The organism is Lamprobacter modestohalophilus (assembly GCF_016583905.1).
Lineage (GTDB): Bacteria > Pseudomonadota > Gammaproteobacteria > Chromatiales > Chromatiaceae > Lamprobacter > Lamprobacter modestohalophilus.
Window position 1 is genome coordinate 14,799 of the sequence record NZ_NRRY01000036.1, and the last position, 20,575, is coordinate 35,373.

General features: G+C 62.2%; 17 protein-coding genes. 6 read left to right on the forward strand and 11 right to left on the reverse strand.

The genetic code is table 11. The annotated features are described in order from the left end of the window. Positions 1-31: 31 nt before the first annotated feature. The 5 genes from CKO42_RS17940 to parE all read right to left on the reverse strand — a co-directional run bounded on the left by CKO42_RS17940 (position 32) and on the right by parE (position 6,727). A complete protein-coding gene (locus CKO42_RS17940) occupies positions 32-1,843 on the reverse strand; it encodes an autotransporter assembly complex protein TamA (RefSeq protein ID WP_200247038.1) in 1,812 nt (603 codons plus the stop codon). Positions 1,844-1,932: 89 nt separating this feature from the next. After that, positions 1,933-2,916, reverse strand: coding sequence for a glucokinase (gene glk, locus CKO42_RS17945; RefSeq protein WP_200247040.1), 984 nt, complete (start codon positions 2,914-2,916; stop codon positions 1,933-1,935). 175 nt (positions 2,917-3,091) lie between these two features. Continuing rightward, positions 3,092-3,625, reverse strand: coding sequence for a hypothetical protein (locus tag CKO42_RS17950; RefSeq protein ID WP_200247042.1), 534 nt, complete (start codon positions 3,623-3,625; stop codon positions 3,092-3,094). Between the two features lie 52 nt (positions 3,626-3,677). Beyond that, a complete protein-coding gene (locus CKO42_RS17955; protein ID WP_200247044.1) occupies positions 3,678-4,790 on the reverse strand; it encodes an FIST signal transduction protein in 1,113 nt (370 codons plus the stop codon). 50 nt (positions 4,791-4,840) lie between these two features. Beyond that, positions 4,841-6,727, reverse strand: a complete 1,887-nt coding sequence (gene parE, locus CKO42_RS17960; RefSeq protein ID WP_200247046.1) for a DNA topoisomerase IV subunit B — start codon at positions 6,725-6,727, stop codon at positions 4,841-4,843. A gap of 90 nt (positions 6,728-6,817) precedes the next feature. Between parE and CKO42_RS17965 the strand changes: the two genes are divergently transcribed. Next, positions 6,818-7,078 carry an exodeoxyribonuclease VII small subunit gene (locus CKO42_RS17965; protein ID WP_200247048.1) on the forward strand — a complete coding sequence of 87 codons (261 nt, stop codon included), beginning with the start codon at positions 6,818-6,820 and terminating at the stop codon, positions 7,076-7,078. A gap of 206 nt (positions 7,079-7,284) precedes the next feature. Beyond that, on the forward strand, positions 7,285-8,187 hold the full coding sequence (gene ispA / locus CKO42_RS17970) for a (2E,6E)-farnesyl diphosphate synthase (RefSeq protein ID WP_200247049.1): 903 nt from the start codon (positions 7,285-7,287) through the stop codon (positions 8,185-8,187). 45 nt (positions 8,188-8,232) lie between these two features. Here ispA and proX read toward each other — a convergent pair whose 3' ends face one another. The 4 genes from proX to CKO42_RS17990 form a co-directional block, all read right to left on the reverse strand. Continuing rightward, the gene (gene proX / locus CKO42_RS17975; protein ID WP_200247051.1) at positions 8,233-9,249 is read right to left on the reverse strand and encodes a glycine betaine/L-proline ABC transporter substrate-binding protein ProX; all 1,017 of its coding nucleotides are present in this window, start codon (positions 9,247-9,249) and stop codon (positions 8,233-8,235) included. Between the two features lie 77 nt (positions 9,250-9,326). After that, entirely contained in the window at positions 9,327-10,583 is a 1,257-nt protein-coding gene (proW, locus tag CKO42_RS17980) for a glycine betaine/L-proline ABC transporter permease ProW (RefSeq protein WP_200247053.1), read from the reverse strand. Positions 10,584-10,586: 3 nt separating this feature from the next. Next, complete coding sequence (gene proV, locus CKO42_RS17985) at positions 10,587-11,780, reverse strand: glycine betaine/L-proline ABC transporter ATP-binding protein ProV (RefSeq protein WP_200247055.1); 1,194 nt, start codon at positions 11,778-11,780, stop codon at positions 10,587-10,589. A gap of 140 nt (positions 11,781-11,920) precedes the next feature. Continuing rightward, positions 11,921-13,393 carry a hypothetical protein gene (locus CKO42_RS17990; RefSeq protein WP_242479499.1) on the reverse strand — a complete coding sequence of 491 codons (1,473 nt, stop codon included), beginning with the start codon at positions 13,391-13,393 and terminating at the stop codon, positions 11,921-11,923. A 516-nt stretch (positions 13,394-13,909) separates the two neighbouring features. Between CKO42_RS17990 and CKO42_RS17995 the strand changes: the two genes are divergently transcribed. The 4 genes from CKO42_RS17995 to folE2 all read left to right on the forward strand — a co-directional run bounded on the left by CKO42_RS17995 (position 13,910) and on the right by folE2 (position 18,553). Beyond that, a complete protein-coding gene (locus tag CKO42_RS17995; RefSeq protein ID WP_200247057.1) occupies positions 13,910-15,748 on the forward strand; it encodes a BCCT family transporter in 1,839 nt (612 codons plus the stop codon). A gap of 179 nt (positions 15,749-15,927) precedes the next feature. Further along, positions 15,928-16,851, forward strand: a complete 924-nt coding sequence (locus CKO42_RS18000; RefSeq protein WP_338034944.1) for a glycine betaine ABC transporter substrate-binding protein — start codon at positions 15,928-15,930, stop codon at positions 16,849-16,851. Then, positions 16,851-17,534 (forward strand): S1 family peptidase, encoded by a 684-nt coding sequence (locus tag CKO42_RS18005; RefSeq protein ID WP_200247061.1) that lies wholly within the window; start codon positions 16,851-16,853, stop codon positions 17,532-17,534. The genes CKO42_RS18000 and CKO42_RS18005 overlap by 1 nt, the downstream gene beginning before the upstream one ends. A gap of 236 nt (positions 17,535-17,770) precedes the next feature. Beyond that, on the forward strand, positions 17,771-18,553 hold the full coding sequence (gene folE2, locus CKO42_RS18010) for a GTP cyclohydrolase FolE2 (protein WP_322828780.1): 783 nt from the start codon (positions 17,771-17,773) through the stop codon (positions 18,551-18,553). A 183-nt stretch (positions 18,554-18,736) separates the two neighbouring features. Here folE2 and CKO42_RS18015 read toward each other — a convergent pair whose 3' ends face one another. Both CKO42_RS18015 and CKO42_RS18020 read right to left on the reverse strand, forming a co-directional pair. Then, positions 18,737-19,921: a metallophosphoesterase gene (locus CKO42_RS18015; protein WP_200247063.1), complete on the reverse strand. Its 1,185-nt coding sequence runs from the start codon at positions 19,919-19,921 to the stop codon at positions 18,737-18,739. Between the two features lie 79 nt (positions 19,922-20,000). Then, on the reverse strand, positions 20,001-20,495 hold the full coding sequence (locus CKO42_RS18020) for a cyclic nucleotide-binding domain-containing protein (RefSeq protein ID WP_200247065.1): 495 nt from the start codon (positions 20,493-20,495) through the stop codon (positions 20,001-20,003). Positions 20,496-20,575 lie beyond the last annotated feature (80 nt).

Consider the following 20,575-nt stretch of genomic DNA (forward strand, 5'->3'; position numbering starts at 1 on the left):
GCTTTGGGATCAGGAGGCGTGTCGGTCCCGCTCACAGATCAGGCCCTATAGCAAAGTGCAGGCGGAAGCCGGCTGGGTCCTTGGTCAGCGCATAGGCTAAATCAACCCGAACTGGCCCGATCGGCGTACTGTAGCGGATGCCGACGCCCACGCTCTGTTGCCATTCATCCTGATAGTCAGGGTCGAATGCGTTGCCAAAATCGGTAAACACAGCGCCCCCCCAATTGCCGACGATCTGATGCTCGAGCTCGAGGCTGCCAACGGCCAAAAATCGCCCGCCGACGGTTTCGTTGTCGAGCGGGTCGTCGGGGCCAAGCACATCGAAGCCCCAGCCGCGAATGCTGTTGTCACCGCCGGCAAAGAAGCGCTGACTCGCGGGCACGTCATCAACGCTGGCCGCCCAGATGGCGCCGAGGTTGGTCCGACCGATGAATCGCATGCGCTCGCCCAATGATTTGATCAGCTTGTAATTGAGCTGCCCGCTAAACCAGTTGCTGGTCGAGAGCAGATCCTCAGAGGTGCCCTGTAAATAGTAGTTGATCTTGTAGCCGTTGCGCGTGTTGATCGGGTCATCCGCAACCACCTTGGACCAGGAGATATTCGGTACCAAGCCATTGAAGGTACCGTCATCCTCGCTCGCAACCGAAAAATCCTCGTAGCGATAATCGACGCCCAGGATGCGCCGCCAGCCGTTCTTGGTGCGTACCGACTGCGCAACGCTGAGCTTGAACAGGTCGCCCTGTCGGCTGTCGGTGTCAAAGGCGTAGAACTCGGGGCGGATCAGGAGGTAGTCCTGGACCGGATTGCGAATCGGTATCCGGTATTCCGCGGCCAGGGATTGCTCGATCTGCGAGATCTCGATCTCGGCCTTCAGATTGTGGCCCCGGCGCCCGATGTAGCGGCGCCGATAATCGAGGCTGAAGCGCGGACCGACATCGGTGCCATAACCAACGCCGAAGCGATAGACATTGGCCTTGTTGCGGTTTGCGATGACCTCGATCGGCACCTGCCGATCGGGTCCGGCCTGATCTTGCAGGGGCTGGATCTCAACCTCGTCGAAATATTCCGTGCTGATCAAGCGGCCTTGTAGCCCGAGCAGCAGCTCCGGGTTATAGATCACGCCCGGTTTGAAATTGACGAATTTCGCGAGAAACCTGTCGTCGAGCAGGTCTTGGTTGAAGCGGACCTTGCCGAGATAAAACTGCTCGCCAGTGTCGAGATGGAACGCGATGATCGCCTCGTAGGCCACGGGGTCGATCAGCACCAGGTGTTGCGCCAGGTTGGCGTCGATATAGCCTTCTTCAGACGCGATATTGACGATGCTGCTCTTGGCCTTCTCATAGTCGGCGTGGATCAGCGGATCACCGACCTGCATCGGGAATTGCTTCGGAAAGCGCGGATTGTCAGCGCCAGGGCCTGTGATCTGATAATCGATCCGGCCAATCTTGACGGGCTCACCTGGGTCAACCTCGAAGGAGGCGATCCAGGCCCCGTCATCGGCGGCAGGCTCAGTCAAAGTGGATTCGATCTCGACCCGATAGAGGCCAAAAGGCGCGAGGGCCTCACGGATCTGTTCCGGTGCCCGCCGATAGAGCGCCCGCAGGCGGGGCACCGACATGTCTTTGTCGCCCCGTTCTTGATAGAGCCCGAGCAGCGCCTGGACATTGGCTTGGTAGCGACCTTCAAGCCCACTGAGCTTGACCTCGAGGCTCAGAGCCTGAGCATCGGCTGGCAGCAGGATGAGCAGCGCGGCCAAGCCGAGCCCAACCACAGCCAGCCATCGCTTACGTTCGATGAGCGTCAGAAGCGCCGGGGTCGAATCTTGATGTCCAAACAGAGACATCCGCGTGGCAGCATCCATATAGTGCAAAGATGCGACATATGATGGCACAGAAGTAACACTATGAGGCCAGAACACCATGAGGCCAGGTGTCAGCCAATCTCGGCAGCCATATAGCGCGCGGCCCCATAAAGCGGCGTCAATGGATCAAGAATCACCTGTACCGGAATCTGCTCCATCAGGGTTCTCATCCGGCCCTTATCCCGGAAACCTTCGGCAAAACCGGGACCTTGCAGGAGCGCAAGGTTCTTCGGCGCAATGCCCCCACCAAGATAGACCCCGCCTAGGGCCATGTGCTTGAGCGCTGTGTTGCCGGCCTCTCGCCCGTAGAGCACCGCAAACAGCTCCATCGCCTCTTGGCTGATGGCGTGGCCATTGTTGGCGGCCTCGGCCACGGCGGCGGCGATATCGCCATCGCTGCGGAGCGCTTCGGCGACTGCGGGTGGATGCACCGCCTTATGCCACTGCGCCAGGAACGCATAAATATTCCCGATGCCTATTCCCGAGACCACGCGCTCCCAGCTCACGCGCCCGACCTTCTTCTGCAGATAGTTCAAGAGCGCGAATTCGCGATCATCAGTGGGTGCGAAGTCGGTGTGTCCGCCTTCGGTTGGGAAGGCGTGATGCTTGGTGCCGTCCCAAAACAGGCCAGCCTCACCCAGCCCGGTCCCGGCGGCGACGACACAGGCGTTTCCCACGGCACCGGTCGCCCCCGGCTGCAGCACCGCGAGCTCGTTGCGGGTGAGCGCCGGCACGCCCCAAGCAACGGCTTCAAGGTCGTTGAGCAGGCCAACGCGCTTGAAACCCAGGTTTTTCTGCAGCTCGGCCGCATCGATCTGCCATGGCAGGTTGGTCGTCTTGCTGCGTCCGCTGACGACCGGCCCAGCAACGGCAAAGGCCGCCATCTCACACTGGCAACCGGTCTCGTCGAAGAAGGTGGTGACGATCTCGCCGAGCGATACCGACTTGCGGCTCGGGTAGCGGCGATGCAGATCGAGACTGACTGTATTCCCCTGAACCTCGGCAATCCCGAGACCCGTCTTGGTGCCGCCGATATCGCCGACCAAAACACGCATGATGTTCTCTCCAGACTGAGACGTTCGCCCGTGAACCAAAGCGGCGGGCGACGTCCGATGATGATAGCAGCGCGACCCACAATGCGCGGCGAGCGTTGCACTCAATACTGACCCAGGCAAGGCAAAATCGCCCATGCCAGGTGAAATGGCCCATACCAGGCGAAATGTGATCGGCTCAGAACGCCCCTGGGCGCGCGCTGACGAAACGAAACGGGGCCGCAAGCAATCGATCCGGATAATGCAAGAGGACGCGCGCCTCCCAGGTCATGCGGTCACGAACACAGACAGGCAACATGCCCTGACCAGTCCAGGCCCCAGTCTCAGCGTCGACGCTCAACGCAGCGCGATTGAAGCCCATCGCCATATCAACGCCAGCGAAGTCGACCTCGACGCGCTGCGGCGACGGCATCTCCTTGAGCCCCACACGCAGCTCGAGCGGATGCACGGCGGGGATGCCGCGGGGCTGGATATCAAGGGTCACCTCGGCACCCGCCGAAAATCGCACCGAGCAGGCCTGGCTCAACAGGTCGCAGTCCGGGCTCAAGGCCGCTCGCTCACTGATGTCTAGGTGGAGCAACGGCCAGGCCTTGACCAGCACCACCGCGACAATGGCAACGCCAAGCGCGGCGGCAACCCCCCAGAGTAAGGCCGGTTTGCCAACGCCAGACAGACCGCGCCTGCCGGCACTTGCATCGGATTCGCTGCTCATCAGGTCGACTGTGGCCTCGGGTCATGAGCCAAAGCACCGCAGCGCCAAGGCATCAGGTAAACAGGGTCAGCACGCCGGTATAGCCGTAGAGACGATTCTGCGAAAGCTCGCCGTTGGCGAAGAACCCAACCAGCGGGAAGTCGCCCAGCTCATCGCGGATCTGCTTCAGTTCTTCCGAGTCTTCGCCGAAGAGGTTAGCACCGCGGCCGAGGCAGGATACATAGACGCCACCGCGCGGTGGCGTCTTCAAACGCGCTTTTAGATTCTCAAGCATGCGTGAGAGATCTTCGCGAGCGGTATTCGCATCACGCCGGCAGAACATCAGCGCTTGGCCCTTTTCAACCAGATCGCCAATCCCAACCAGCCGCTTATCCAGGTCGACACCGATCAGATTGCGCACCAGATAGTCACCGGTATCGGACCCACGAATCGGCAGCCCAACGAAGATATAGCCGCCGACGCGGGAGATATCACGGGCCAAGACCTCGCCGATGTCCTCCTTGAAGACATCCAAGGCCGGACGGCCGTCAAGCTCGACGATGACGTTACGCTGGCATTCGGTGATTTGGCGATGCGGCCCGATCGGCGAGCAGCCCTGCGAGAGTGCGGTTTGAATGCCGGCCGCTTCGGTGAACATTACCCCAGTCAAGCCACCTTCCGTTGGCTCATCGGCAATGACCCGGGCATTGTGCTGACTGCTGGCCAAGCCGCCGACCAAGAATCCGCTGACGGTTCGCTCAGCAAGCTGGCGGATCAGGCTCTCGGTCAGCGGATTGCTCGGATCAGCATGGACCAGCCCCATGAAGGGTTGGGCGTTGCCGAGCCAAGCCCGCTGCGCTGCGTCAAAGCCATCGAGATCCTTGACGATCGGCGGGAATACCCGAAACGCCTCTTCTGGCAGATCAGCCACCATCGCGGCAATCGCCGGCCGCTCGTAATACTCGACCCCGGTCGCGCAGATACCGATGCCGACTGCGCCGACCCAGTGCTCGACATCGGTGGCTTCCCGCAATGCATCGAGGATGGCCTCGAGATGCGCATTGATCGCATCGGTGACGTAGAGGAAACCGAGCCGACCCTGGACTTGGCCAAGACCGGCAATGACGCGCTCGAGCGCCAGAGTCCAGTCGTCATCGGCGGCGTGGGCGTATGGAAATGGGTGCATAGTCGCGCTGCGCATCAAACTAGGTGTGGGCGGTGTGGCGCCGGGCTGGCTCAGACTTCAGCCAGGTCGCCTTTTTCCTGTAGCCAGGCGCGCCGATCCGCAGAGCGCTTTTTGGCCAACAGCATATCCATCAAAGTGGCGCTGTCATCGCCAGGCTCAACCGTGAGCTGAACGAGTCGGCGGGTATCCGGGTGAATCGTGGTCTCCCTCAACTGCGCCGGATTCATCTCGCCAAGGCCCTTGAAACGCTGCACGCTGACCTTGCCCTTGAGATTTTCGGCGGCGATGCGATCCAACACGCCCCGCCGCTCGGCGTCGTCGAGCGCATAGAAGACCTGTTTGCCAACGTCGATTCGGAACAGCGGCGGCATCGCAACATACACATGACCAGCAGCGACCAGCTGCGGGAAATGCTTCAGGAAGAGCGCGCAGAGCAGCGTCGCGATGTGCGCACCGTCAGAGTCAGCATCGGCCAGGATGCAGATCTTGCCGAAGCGCAAGCGCGAGAGATCCTCGCTGCCTGGGTCGACACCGATGGCCACGGCGATATCGTGCACCTCTTGGGAGCCCAACACCTCGGCCGGGTCGACCTCCCAGGTATTCAGGATCTTGCCGCGTAACGGCATGATCGCCTGGAACTCGCGGTCGCGCGCCTGCTTCGCGGAGCCGCCGGCAGAATCGCCCTCGACCAGGAACAGCTCGGTTCGCGCTGGATCGGTGGCCGTGCAATCGGCCAGCTTGCCCGGCAGCGCCGGCCCCTGCGTGATGCGCTTGCGCGTCACGGTGCGTCCGGCCCGCAGGCGCGCCTGCGCCGCGCCGATCGCGATCTCGGCGATGCGCTCGCCGTCGCCGACATGCTCGTTCAGCCAGAGGCTGAACGCGTCCTTGACCACGCCGGAGACAAAGGCGGCGCATTCGCGCGATGACAATCGCTCCTTGGTCTGACCCGAGAACTGGGGGTCAGCCAGCTTCACCGAGAGAATCCAGCTGGCGCGCGCCCAGACGTCCTCTGGCGCGAGCTTGACCCCGCGCGGCAACAGGCTGCGGAACTCGCAGAATTCGCGCACCGCCTCGGTCAGTCCGGTGCGAAAGCCGTTCACATGCGTCCCGCCCTGCACGGTCGGGATCAGATTCACATAGCTCTCGGTCACCGGCTCGCCGACCTCCGGCAGCCAGGTGATGGCCCAGCTTGCGGCCTCGGTCTGCCCCTCGAGGTTACCCACGAAGGGCGCGTCGGGCACCCGCTCTGCCTCGCCGAGCGCCTCGCTCAGATAGTCGCGCAGGCCATCGGCATAACACCAGCGCTGCTCATCACCGGTATTCTCGTCACGAAAACGGACATCGAGACCCGGACAGAGCACGGCCTTCGCCCGCAGCAGATGGAGCAACTGCCGCACCGAGATCTTCGGTGAGTCGAAGTAGCGCTCATCTGGCCAGAACCGCAGCCGGGTGCCGCTGTTGCCGCGCCCAACCGTGCCGATCTCGACTAGGTCCTCGGCCTTGTCACCGCCGGCAAAGGCCATCCGATATTCCTTGCCGTCGCGCTTGACCCAGACCTCGAGACGCTTCGACAACGCGTTGACGACCGAGACACCTACCCCGTGCAGACCACCGGAGAAGCGATAGCTTCCGGCCGAGAACTTGCCGCCGGCATGCAGCGTGCCCAGGATCACCTCGACCCCCGGCAGGCCCTGCTCGGGATGGAGATCGACAGGCATGCCGCGACCGTCATCGCTGACCTCGACCGAGCCGTCCTGATACAAAATTACGTCGATCCGCGTCGCCTTGCCGACCAGCGCTTCGTCGACGCTGTTGTCGATGACCTCTTGCGCGAGATGGTTCGGACGGGTGGTGTCGGTATACATACCCGGGCGTTTGCGCACCGGATCTAGGCCGCTGAGAACCTCAATCGCTGAGGCGTCGTAGTTGCCGCTCATGGCGGGGCAGGAGACTCCTTGGTTGTTGATGCGTTGACCGGTCAAAGCCCTCTACGGTACCGTAGATCGAAAGATTGGTTCAAACGCACGATGAGCGAAGACAAGATTCAAGACCCCAAGCAGTTCGAGGCCTCGTTGCAGGCGCTGGAAACCCTCGTCGATCAGCTCGAGCGTGGGGATCTGACCTTGGAGGAATCGCTGGCGGCGTTCGAACAAGGCATCCGTCTCAGCCGCGGCTGCCAACAAGCACTCGAGACGGCCGAGCAGCGCATTCGCATCCTCAGCGAGGCATCAGACCAGGCCGAGCCCGAGCCCTTCAGCGGCACCGCAGACCGAGCGCAGAGCGATTAGGCGCGCTGCGCACGTCGAACAACCATGACGGCTTGGCGCTCATCTCGCTCTCATCACAGCGCGTTTACATCGCCGACGTTTCCATCGCCGAAGATCAAGCGATTGCTTCAGGGTGGTAACCTCAGCGCGCATCTGAGATCGTGCTCGACTCGATCAGCAGAACACCCCAGCTCAACCCCTTACCTCTATTGACCGCTATTCGGCCCATGCAAGACGCGCTTCGTCTCCAGACCTTCCTCAAAGACTGCCAAGCCCGCGTAGAACAGACCCTCGATCGCGCCTTACCGGCAGCTGAACAGCCACCCAAACGGTTGCATCAGGCGATGCGCTACGCGGTCCTCAGCGAAGGTAAACGGGTGCGCCCGACCTTGGCCTATGCCGGCGCCAGGGCAATCGGCCTAGCCCCAGAACGGGTCGATGCCGGTGCCGCTGCCGTCGAGCTGATCCACGCCTATTCGCTGATCCACGACGATCTGCCGGCGATGGACGATGATGATCTGAGGCGCGGACGGCCGAGCTGTCACAAGGCCTTCGATGAGGCCACCGCCATCCTGGCCGGCGATGCGCTGCAGACGCTCGCATTCGGCGTCATCGCGGAAGACAAGCACGGGGATACCAGCGATGGCGCTCGGGTTCAGATGATCGCCGCACTGGCACGTGCTGCGGGATCGATCGGCATGGCTGGCGGACAGGCCCTCGATCTCGAGTCAGAAGGCAGCGAACTCGATCTGGTGATGCTGGAGAACATTCACATCCATAAGACCGGCGCGCTGATCCGCGCCAGCGTGCAGATGGCCGTCCTCGCCTGCCCTGACCTCGACCCAGAACAGGCAAACGCGCTCGATCACTACGCGAAGTGCATCGGCCTCGCCTTCCAGATCCAAGACGACCTGCTCGATGTCGAGGGTGATACCGACGTCATCGGCAAGCAAAGTGGCGCCGATGCCGCGCATGAAAAGGCCACCTATCCGTCACTGATGGGGATTGGACCAGCGCATGAAGCGGCCAATGACCTGATCACTGACGCGCTCGACAGTCTCAGCAGCTTTGACGAGGGTGCCGATCCCTTACGCTGGATTGCGCGTTACATCGTCAATCGTGATCGCTGAGTGCTGAGCGGAATCCTGCCGCTCAGCCTCTGCCTTACTTAGGGGTTACTCAGCAGCCGCCCGAGCCTGCTCCAGCCAGCTGTCGTAGGTCGCCTGATTGGCCTCGATCCAGGCCTCGGCGTGGCGCTTGATGTCCTTTTCGCTGTCCTCGCCATCGCGCATGCGCAGATTCTGTGCACTGATATCGTTGCTCGAGACCTCCATCACCGCAAATAGCTTGGCTGCGGCCGGATTGGCCTCCGCCCACTCCTTGTTGGCGATGATGCGCTGCACATTGGCCTGGAAGCCATAGTTCGAGCCGTCGGCCAGGGCGGTATCCACATCCTCACGCTCACCAGGCAGCGAGCTGAACGGCACCTGCAGCCAGGTGACGTCATCACCGGGCACCAGCACGCCGCTGACCCAGTAGGGGGTCCAGGTGTAGTAGAGCACTGGCTCGCCTTGCTCGTAGCGGGTGATGGTATCGGCCATCACCGCCGAGTAGCTGCCCTGATTGTGCTCAACGGTGTCGCGCAGGTCATAGGCGTCGAGGTGATGCTCGATCACCTTTTCACAGCCCCAGCCTGGGTTACAGCCGGCCAGATCCGCTTTGCCGTCGCCATCGGCGTCGAATAACTTGGCGATCTCCGGGTCCTTGAGCTGTTCGATGTTGGTGATCTCGTAGGCCTCGGCGGTCTCCTTGTCGATCAGGTAGCCTTGGAGCGAACCGCTCGAATAGGTTCCCTCGCGAACGATCTTGTCATCGCCACCGGCCTCCTCGAAGAAATCGATATGCAGCGGGTCCCAATGTGCGGCCATGAAGGTGGCATCGCCATTGGCGAGGGCGACGTGTCCGGCCGCGTATTCGATCTCTTTGATGTCATCGACCTCATAGCCCAGGTCTTCCAGGGCCTCCATGACCAGCAGGGTCTGGAAGGTCTCCTCGGCGATTGAACTCTTGATCGGCAACACCTCGACGCCTTCGCCGGGTTGTTCAGCAGCCACCGCAGCGCTCACTGCGAGGGTCAACGACGAGGCGATTAGGGTGGGTAATGCGTGGGTGCGCAGCATCGAGTTAGGCATAGTGAGAACTCTCCGTTCAGGGTGAAAAGATCAAGGCCCGGTTCCGACGGGCCAGGACAGCGAAATGCTTTTTAGCGTCAGCCGCTGACCTCCGCTGGCGTTCGGCGCCGAAACAGGCGATAGAACAGGCCGACGGGGCCCGACTCGTACCAGTGACGGGTCGGCTTATCGCGGCTGGCCTGGCCAAAGGCCTGGGTCATGCGGTCGAGGATGATCGCCAACAACACGATGCCGACGCCACCAATGGTGGCCAAGCCCATGTCGAGCCGGCCGATGCCGCGCAGCACCATCTGGCCGAGCCCGCCGACCGCGATCATCGAGGCGATGACGACCATCGATAGGGCCAGCATCAGGGTCTGATTGACGCCGGCCATGATGGTCGGCATCGCCAACGGCAGCTGGACCTTGAACAGCAGCTGTTTCTTCGAGGCGCCGAACGAGCGCGCGGCCTCGACCAGGTCCGAGGGCACCTGACGAATGCCTAAGTTGGTCAGCCGAATCAGCGGTGGCAGCGCGAAGATGATGGTGACGACGACGCCCGGCACATTGCCAATCCCGAACAGCATCACCACCGGCACCAGGTAGACGAAGGCCGGGGTGGTCTGCATCGCATCCAGCACCGGCCGGATCAGGGACGCGGCGCGGTCGCTACGTGCCAGCCAGATCCCGGTCGGCAGCCCAATGACGATGCAGAACACCACCGAGGTCAGCACCAGCGCCAAGGTCACCATGGCCTCGGCCCAGGCGCCGATGAGCCCAACAAGGGCCAGGGAGATCACCGCGCCGAGCCCGAGCCGCTTGCCACCCGCCTGCCAGGCGAGCAGCCCGAAGATCAGGATCATCACCAGATCAGGCACGGCCAGCAAGGTCGATTCGATGCCGGTCAAGGTGCCATCGATCGGCCAACGGATGGCTTGAAAGACGGCACGAAAGTGCTCGACCAGCCAGTCCAGGCCTTGATCGACCCAATCGCCGAGCGGGATCACTGCGTCTTGGAACGGGTGCATCCAATCGATCGCCGTCAGCTCAATTGGATCGCCGCCGGCGAGCCAGTCGCCCGAGGTCGCGGTAACGCCGTCATCGCCGATGGTGCCGCCACCGCCCCAAGGATTCGCCACGGGAGCTGGCTCTGAAGGCTCTGCCGACCAGGGGTTGCTCGTGGCTGCAGGCTCGTTCGATTCAGCCGCCCAAGGGTTGCTGGCAGGCGTTAGCTCGCTGGCCTCCTCTGCCGACCTGGCATTGCTGGCAGCTAATGGCTCAGTCGAGGCTTCCGCTGGCTCCGAGGCTTGCGTTGGCGCAGATTGCTGCGCCCAGGGATTCGTGTCTGCAGCCATCGGTCAATCCTCCCGATCCAGGGTTTCGAGTAGGCTCGCCTTGGTGATCACGCCTTGGTAGCGTTGCTCGCGATCGACCACTGGAACCCCGCAGGGACTCTCAGCAACGGTGCGCAGCAGATCGCTGACGGACGTATCAGACGGCAGGGTCGGAACCCCATCCAAGAAGGCTTGGCTGATCCGATGCGGCTGCTCGCGATGCAGCAGCTCCTGCAGCGAGGACAGCGAGACGACGCCATGGAATTGCTGCCGACGATCGACCACATAGCCGAACTCGCGATCATGGTCGCGCAGGCGCTCGATGGCCGCCCGAATGCCCTCCTCCAAGCGCTCGAACACCGTCACCTGCGTCTTGCGCGCGATATCGCCCGCTTTCAGCACGGTGCTGACATCGACCCCGCGGAAGAACGAGCGCACATACTCATCGGCCGGGTTGCGCAGGATCTCGTCGGGCGTCCCGACCTGCACCACGCGCCCGCCTTCCATGATCGCGATTCGATCCCCGATGCGCATCGCCTCGTCGAGGTCGTGCGAGATAAAGACCACGGTCCGGCTACTATCGGCCTGTAGCTTCAGCAGCTCGTCCTGCATCTCACTGCGAATCAGGGGGTCAAGCGCCGAGAAGGCCTCGTCCATCAGCATCACCGATGGATCATTCGCCAGCGCTCGCGCCAGCCCGACGCGCTGCTGCATGCCGCCGGAGAGCTCATCCGGATAGCTCTCGGCCCAAGCCTTGAGGCCGACCTGATCCAGCGCGGCGAGGGCACGCTCCTCACGCTCGGCCCGCCCCACCCCGGCCAGATCAAGCCCGAAGGCGGCGTTGGCGCCCACCGTTAGATGGGGCATCAGCGCGAATGACTGGAAGACCATGCTCATATCGCGGCGGCGTAGGTCGAGCAGTTCCTTGTCGTTCATCGCCGCGATATCGCGGCCATCGACCAGCACCTTGCCCGCGCTTGGCTCGATCAGCCGATTCAGCAGCCGAACCATGGTTGACTTGCCCGAGCCGGAGAGGCCCATGACGACGAAGATCTCGCCCTCATAGATTGAAAAACCGGCGTCGCAGACGCCGACGGTCTGCCCTGTTTGCTCGAAGATGGCGTCTTTGTCGACACCCTCACTCAGCAGTCGCAGGGCCTCGTCTGGATGATCGCCGAACACCTTGTACAGGTGCTCGACGATGACTTTCTCTTGCATGATGCTTGTCGCAGACGCCCGCTAAGGCCCATGCGCTCCGCGTTTGGGAGAGACTGAGGCCGTTCGCGGCCAGTGATTGGCGCTGGCGCGTCCGGCCTCAGCTGGCTAGCACCGCTAGCACGGATAGCTCGCCGAGGCGGCTAGAAGTAGTAGCCGAAGTTGATGTTGAAGCGGTAGTTCCAGTGGTCGTTGCCGTTGGCGCCGAAATCGCCGACGCCGCCCGTCGGTGAAAACAGGTTGGAATAGCCTTCTGCTGTGCCGTCTTCGGTTTCGTTACCGACGAAGTAGTTACCGTCGGAGAACGCGAGATCGGTGTAGATGTACCAGCCGCCACGTGCCCAGGCCGCACCCAGGGTGACTAGCTGGCTATCGTTGAACGCGTTGTCTTCCTTGATGATGCTCGAGTACTCGACATAGGGTCGAACGGAGTCGAGCCAAGGAATGCGGTTGGTCTCGTACAGATAGCTGAGCGAGATGGCTGGTAGCCAAGCATCTGTCGCCACCGGCCAGGCGAAGTCGTAGGCACCCATCGGGAACAAGGCATCGGTGCTGAGCGCGTTATCGGAATCGATATCGTACTTGTAGCGGGTCAGCTGGGTCGCGAGCAGCCAGTTGTTCCAGCTGTTGGTCATGTGCACCGAGGCCGCCCAGTGGTGCCCGTCATCGGTGCGCCGGCCTTTCAGCTGACCATACTGCAGCGACACACCCAGGTCGGTATCGACTGCGGTGTCCTCGAAGCTGTAGATCGCCCGCACATTGAATTGGTTGCGCTCCTCGTAGCCGTTCGGCAGGACGCCATAAGTCACGTCGCCATTCGGCGCGACGGCGTTATCCCAGACCACGGCATCGTAGCCGTAGCGCGTGCTGTCCTGACTGGTACCGTTGCCGTTCCACTCGCTGCGCGCGTAGTAGGCGAAGTCCAGGCTCCAATTGCCGATATCGGTGATGTACTTGATACCGAGGTCCATATCGTCCGAAAGGCCAACATAGTAGTGCTGATCGAAGAACCAGCTCTGCGAGACACCATAGGGGCCAGGACCAAAGGGCACGCGGTTGACACCAACCTGAAGCTGGCTGCCATCATCGAAATCCCAGCCTAGCCAACCGGTGTGGAGAAAGTTGTAACCGTCGTACCAACGGTACTCAAGCTTGCCGACCAACTGCTCGTACTTCAGATCCATGTTGATACGGAAGGTATCGAGCGCGAAGTTGCCGCCATTGCCGCCGCGAGACGGGCCGCTGCCACCACCAGGATAACTCCCGAGGATGTAGTTCGCGCGGATCGCGCCACCGATGGTGACGGGGCCGACGGTGATCTTATCGGCTTGCGGTGAGCCAGCCTTGGCCAGCTCGGCCTCTGCAACCTCAGCCTTCTCGGTCGCGGACAGCGTCTCGGCCTTGGCCGCTGCGAGCTCGGCCTCGGCCTGATCCAGCTGGCGCTGAAGCTCGAGGATGCGTCGCTCGAGGGCGTTGGGGTCTGTTGCTGCGGTCGCAAGCTGTGGCGCGCCGGCCAGGCTCGCAAGACTCAGGGCGAGGAGCGTCCGAGCGCGTCGGTGCGCTGGTCGCTGACTGTTGGGAGTGGCGCTAAGCGTCCGCGATTCGTGATTGTTCATGGTGTCCTGCGTGGGGTTTCTTGGCTCGAAAGATGCCATTAACGCAACGTCGTTGGCCTTAGGGCCAACCAGCAGCCCATCCAAGCGACATGTCGTTCATCTGCAACAAGGAGCGCAGTTTATATCGTAGGCAACATATTTTCCAGGCCAACGGGCATCAAAACCCAAGCCCAGGAGCCAAACAGGCTCGCAAGACTCAACGATCAAACTGCTTGAATGATAGGGAATCGGTGAAACACTGGCCTGGGTATCGGGGGCTCGCAGTATGGGATGACCCGGGTGCGATAGATGGCGCTATGGCCAGGCCGATGACAAATACTTCGGCTACGAAGGTTTTGGGGTCGACCGAGTTTGCAGTAGTATGAAGACGATTCACGCTCACACAGTGGCGCTCGCGACCCTATCCGAGTTAAGTCCGAAACTGAGTCCGGCCCCGAATCCATACCATCGACAGCTCCGCTCAACCCTGGCAGCAGGGGCGCACCGCTGACCGCATCAAGCCCGAGGGCAACGCCTATGCAAGACGCAAACGATCGCTCATCAGACCAGCCGGGCTGGCTCCGGCTCGACGTTCACCCTTGGGTGTTCTTCACCTCCGCCGGCATCATCCTGCTCTTCGTCGCGCTGACGATCTTCTTCGAGAATCGCGTCGATAACCTGTTCAACCTGGTCCAGGGCGCCGTCTCCAAGTACGCCGGCTGGTTCTTCGTCGGCACCATGAACATCATCCTGATCTATGTGATCGCGCTGTTGCTCGGGCGCTACGGCGATATCCGGCTCGGCGGCGAGGGTGCAAAGCCGGAGTTCTCGACCATCGGCTGGTTCTCGATGCTGTTCAGCGCGGGGATGGGCATCGGTCTGCTCTTCTACGGCGTCGCCGAGCCGATGTTCCACTATGTCGCCTCTCCACTCGCCGAGCCCGGCACCCCAGAGGCCGCGCGCGTGGCGATGGATTTCACCTTCCTGCATTGGGGGCTGCATCCCTGGGCGATCTACGCGCTGGTGGGCCTGTCGCTGGGCTTCTTTGCCTTCAATAAGGGCCTGCCGCTGTCGATCCGCTCGGTCTTCTATCCACTCCTGGGCGAGCGCATCTACGGGCCCATTGGAAACGTCATCGACATCATGGCGACCGTTGCCACCATGTTTGGCGTCGCCACCTCGCTCGGGCTCGGGGTGCAGCAGGTCAACGCCGGCCTCAGCCATCTGGTCGACTTCATCCCACAGAACACGATGGTTCAGCTGCTGTTGATCACCGGTATCACGGCCATCGCAACCTGGTCGGTGGTGCGCGGCCTGGACTCCGGCATCAAGGTGCTGAGTCAGATCAACGTCGTCGTCGCTGCGGTGCTGATGTTCTTCGTCATCATCGTCGGTCCGACACTGTTCATCCTGAATGCCTTCATCGAGAACATCGGTATCTACGTTCAGCACTTCCCGTCACTCAGCACTTGGAACGAGACCTACGACGACACCGACTGGCAGAACGGCTGGACCGTCTTCTACTGGGGCTGGTGGATCGCCTGGTCGCCCTTCGTCGGTATGTTCATCGCCCGCGTCTCTTACGGCCGCACCATCCGTGAGTTCATCAAAGGGGTCTTGCTGATTCCAACCCTGGTGACCTTCCTCTGGGTGACGACCTTCGGCAACACCGCCCTGCACGTCGAGATGTTCGGCGTCGGCGGGCTGGCCAAGGCGGTGCAGGAGAACATCCCCGTCTCCCTCTTCGTGATGCTCGAGAGCCTGCCGCTGAGCGCCATTGCCTCGGTGGTGGCTATCACCGTCATCATCACCTTCTTCGTCACCTCCTCAGACTCTGGCTCCTTGGTCATCGACATCATCACCGCCGGCGGCAACACCGAGCCACCGGTGATCCAGCGCGTGTTCTGGGCAGTGATGGAAGGCGCGGTGGCCGCAGCCTTGCTTCTCGGCGGCGGGCTCGTGGCGCTGCAGACGGCGGCGATCTCGACCGGCCTCCCCTTCGCGATCATCCTGCTCGGCATGTGCTGGTCGTTGCACATGGGATTGGTGCACTACAAGACTGGACAGGGCTTCGAGCTCAGCCTGAGCGATTACCAGGGCCCTGAATTCCGCACCCAGGCGACGCGCAAGATGCCGACCTTTGGCCGCCGGCAGTTTTGGGTACCGACCCCTCTTCAACGCAGCACCGGCGCTGCCGTGCGCCCACGTCCCAGTGTTGGGCTGGGCGTCGAGTCGGGCGCTGGGACCGCCGTTGTCAGCAGTGCAGCGGCACCTGGCAGCTCGACCAGCTTCAAGGTCAACCCGCAAGCCGCGCCCGCCGACGCCGCTGGCGACACGGCAGCCAGCAAGCAAAAACCGACCGACGGAGAGGTCTGATGAGTAGCAAGCAGCAATACCGACCGAACGCCCAAGCGCTAGGCCCAAGTCAAGGTCAATGCCCGAGGAACGGTACAAACACGAGCCGCACTGCTCGTGTGGATCAAGCGCGATGGCTCCAAGCATCGCGCCTGAAGAGTCAGAGGCAGCGGCCCCGAACAGGCACCGCCAAGCGGTTTGTGCAGGGACTCCTAACCGCACTCTGTCTCCTGCTCGCGACGGGCGTCAGCGCCAGCGACAACACCAACAGCAGCAAACCGCTGCGCATCGCCTACGTCGATTGGTCCTCATCGGTCGCCAGCGCGAATGTCGTCTGTGCGGTCCTGACCGAGCATCTCGAGCAGCCTTGCGAGCTGATCGAGACCAGCGCCGACGCGATGTGGCGCATGGTGGCCGAGGGCGAGGCCGATGTGTTGCTCTCAGCCTGGCTGCCCGACACCCATGCCGACTATTTCGCCCAGTATCGCGACCAGCTCGAGGATCTCGGTCCCAACCTGGATGGAACCAAAACCGGCTTGGTGATCCCGGCCACCGGGGTTGGACGCCAGACCGACCAGCGCGGCGTCCAAACGCAGCCGAGCCTTCAGATCCAAAGCATTGAGCAACTGGCAGAGCGACGCCAGGCGCTCGGCGGTCGCATCATCGGTATCGATCCGGAAGCGGGCATCATGAGCGCGACCGAAACCGCGATCTCGACCTACAACCTGAGCGGATTTCGACTGGTCGCCGGCAGCGAATCGCAGATGACAGACGCCCTCGCGAATGCGATCGCCCGCAACCAACCGGTGGTGGTGACCGGTTGGATTCCGCACTGGATGTTCGGACGTTGGTCGCTGCGCTTCCTCGATGATCCCGAAGGCGTCTATGGCGGCACCGGCAGCATCCATACCATGGTCCGAACCGGCCTGAGCGACGACCGCCCGCAAGCCGCCGCCGTGCTTGATCGCTTTGCCTGGGATGCGCAGGCGATGGAGCAATTGCTGGTCTGGATTCACCAGGACCAAGGCCGAGACCCCTATGCCCAAGCCCTGCGCTGGCTGCGCGCCAACCCGCAACGGGTGCAGGCGTGGCTGGGTGACGCACAACCATCGGAGAACCCCTGATGCTCCAAGGAATCAGCCAAAAATTTCGCGGCGGCTGCCTGATGCTGGCCAGAGACAACGCCGGTGCGCTCGATTTTCTCGGCACGGCGTTCGTCGTGCATCCGCAAGGCTATCTACTCACCGCCGCCCATCTCGTCGCCGAGACCGAAGGGCTGCGGGTGGTACCGACCTCCAGCGGCGGTGAGTTCCAGCCGATGAGCTTCGACCGCGTCGCGGCCATGGCCGTGTCGGTGGCGCGCCGCGATACCGCCCACGATGTCGCCCTGCTGAAGATCGACCAAGGACTCGAGATCAGCGTGCCAGATGATTTCCTCGGCAGCGGCGAGAACGTCTTGCCTGGCGCCTCGCTGATGAGTCTCGGCTACGCCTTCGGCCACGAGCAGATCCACACCACGCTGACCGTCGGCGGCTTTGCGGCGGCCAAGATCCGCTCGGCCAACGATACCCAGCTGATCCTGTTCGACAGCATGGTCCACAACGGCGATATCGGTGGCCCCTTGATCCATGTCGCGGATGGTCACGTGGTCGGTATCATCAGCGGGCGCTTCGAGCCTGCCGAAGTCTTGAGCGGCAGCGCGACTTGGGAGCGACGCTCAACCCCGGGCACCAACATCTCATTTGCCGTGGATATCGACTATGGCACCGCCTTGATGCGCTCCGAGGGGCTGCTCGAGCACGAGTGAACCGCGCGTCGATGCTTGCCGCAGCGGCTCGACGCTTGCAGCGAAACGCGCTAGACCTCATCGTAAGCGGTCTTTGGCGAGGTCTGCGTCGTTTGCGCTGCCTCGCCCCCCGTTACACCCGAGGAGCAGTCTCTGTGGACGCCGCGCTGACCCCCAACCCATCCCTTGAAACCATCGATCGCCGTGATGATCGACCAAATCCGCAGCGCGCGACTGGCGCGGCCGGGCCGGCATCGGTGGAGATTGCCGACGTCCAGTCCAGTCCGGACAGTCGGCAGATCGCGATCAACAAGGTTGGCATCAAAGACATCCGCCACCCGGTGCGGATCAAGGATCGCAGCGGCGCCGAGCAGCACACGGTGGCGACCTTCAACATGTACGTGTTCTTGCCCCATCACTTCAAGGGCACGCACATGTCACGCTTCGTCGCCATCCTCAATGGCCACGAGCGCGAGATCGGAGTCGGCACCTTCAAGGAGATGCTCACCGAGATGGCCGAGCGGCTCGAATCCGAGGCCGGCCATATCGAGATGCGCTTTCCCTTCTTCGTCAACAAGCGCGCGCCGGTGACCGGGGTCGAGAGTCTGCTCGATTATGAGGTGACGTTGATCGGCGAGGTCCGTCACGGCAAGCCGGAGCTCTCGATCAAGGTCGTAGTGCCGGTCACCAGCCTCTGCCCCTGCTCGAAAGAGATCTCGCGCTACGGGGCGCACAATCAGCGCTCGCATGTCACCGTCGAGGCAAAGACACGTGGTTTCCTATGGATCGAGGAATTGATCGAGCTCGTCGAGGCGGAGGCCAGCGCGCAGCTCTATGGCCTGCTCAAGCGGCCCGATGAGAAATACGTCACCGAGCATGCCTACGACAATCCCAAGTTCGTCGAGGATACGGTGCGCGATGTCGCGCGGCGGCTAAATGCCGAGGAGCGCATCGCGGCCTACGTGGTCGAGGCGGAGAACTTCGAGTCGATCCATAACCACTCGGCTTATGCGATGGTCGAGCGCGACAAGGACGCTTAGGCCGCGGGCATGACCGCTAACGTTCAGAATAACGCGCCCAAAAACCGCGCACGATAAACTCGTATTCTGGCACAGAGCCGGACGCAGTTTTTGGGTCGCCGTTTATTCAAATGCAACCTGGGATCGAAGGGCACTCTGTTATCCAAATTCCATCCTCGTCCCGATCAACTGTTACTGTAAAATTCATAGCAGGTTACCTTCATAAGGGACTCGGTTATCGCAAAGCTCGCGAAGCAGAAAGGATTGTCTTGCAAGCCCTCGCTCCATGCGCCTGTGGCTGAGCCCAAGCACGCATTCGCCGTGATCACGCAGTTCGCCGTGCGGTCCGTCGTAAGAATAGAACGATGTAAACGCCTCAGCCGCCGATGGATACACCACCGAGATCGCAAACGGCTCGGCAGGATCTGAGGTCAGGCTCACCCAAACGCCACCAAGGAATGGCGAGCCTGGGACCTCGAGACGCCATAAACGCTCGGCGCCTTTCACCGCCGACCGATTGCGCAGCAGCGGCTGATTGAACTGAAAGCGATGGGTGTCGCCATGGATGGCCAGCACTGGCCCTGAATAGCTGCCGAGCAACACCTCCAGATCGGTCATGAATGGCGCGAAGCCTGGCGATGCCGGTGAGCGCTCGAACAACGGATTGGCATGAAACAGCAGCACCATCGCCCGCGCCTGTGACTGCTGCGCAACGCGGGTCGCCTCGCGCAAGAGGCTGCGATTGGCCTCCGAGCGTTGCCGCCATTCAGTCATCGCGGCGGTGTTCTTCGAGCGATGATTGTTGTCGCTACCGACCAGATGCAGCAACACCAGCATCACGCCATCCTTGAGGGTATAGGCGTTCTCTGGATAGGCCAGGTCTGGTACCTGCAGCTCAAGCACCGCGTTGTGCAGCACCTCGGGGTCGGCAAAGAAGCGCGCTCGCAGTGCTGCCAGGCGCTCGAGCGGATCGAGCCCGCCGGCGGACTGGCGATGACAGTCGGTCCACTCGTTATCGCCGGGGGTATAGAGCATGGGCACCGGGATGGCTTGGAACAGCCCGGCGATGCGTCGATTGCGCGCCTCGGTACAGGGCTCGCCGCCACCTTTGATATCGCCGACATGGACGATGAACGGCGGGTTTTGCTCAGCGGCCTCTTGCATCAGGCGTTCGAAGGGCGCGTACTCGGCATTGCCATAGGGCGCATCGCCAACCGCGAAGAAGCGCAGCCCCGTCTCGGGCTGCTCCGAACTCTCCCGGGACAGCGCCGCGCCGCCGCCCACGATCAGACTGAACAGCAGCGTCAGGACAGCAATTCGCCGGCACGGACGTCGCCGCGCGATGCCCGTCTGATGCTGGATGGGATGCCCCTGAAACCGAGGCTGCATGCTCCGGTAGAACGACGCGGGATGCATCATACCGAGAAACAAGCGCCTCATCGTCCGAGGTGGCAAGGCGCTTCGCACCTTAGTAGCGCCCATGCGATCGGGTCACATAGTTGCGCAGGGCATCGGACTCCTGATTCGCCCGCATCAGGTTGCTGTGGGTGATCCGGAACAGCGCCCGCATCACCTTGAGCACCAGCATCGGATGCTGCGCGAGCAAGGCCTCGAAGTCATCTGGCTCCAGCGTCAGCACCACGCCATCACCGGCCGCGCGTAACCCCGCCTTGCGCGGCGAGCCATCGACAAAGGCACGAGTTCCGGCACATTCGCCAGGCGACATGCGATAGACCGCCGAGTCCGCACCCTGATGGTCATGGAGCACATCGAGACGGCCCTCGACCAGCACAAACAGGGTGCGCCTCGCATCGCCCTCCACCACCAGGGACTCCTGCCCTGCCAGCCGCACGACGCCCATCGCCTGCGCTAGGGTTGCGACCTCGCTCGCATCGAGCTCTTCGGCCAGTACCGAGGCCTGCAGCCAGGCCGTCTTTTGTTGATCAGTGGTTTGATCAGTCATCAGCAGTCTCTGCCCTTTGGGATCACGAATCGATGATTTGAACAGCCTAGCAAACCCCGGTGACGTCCCGGTGTCAATGA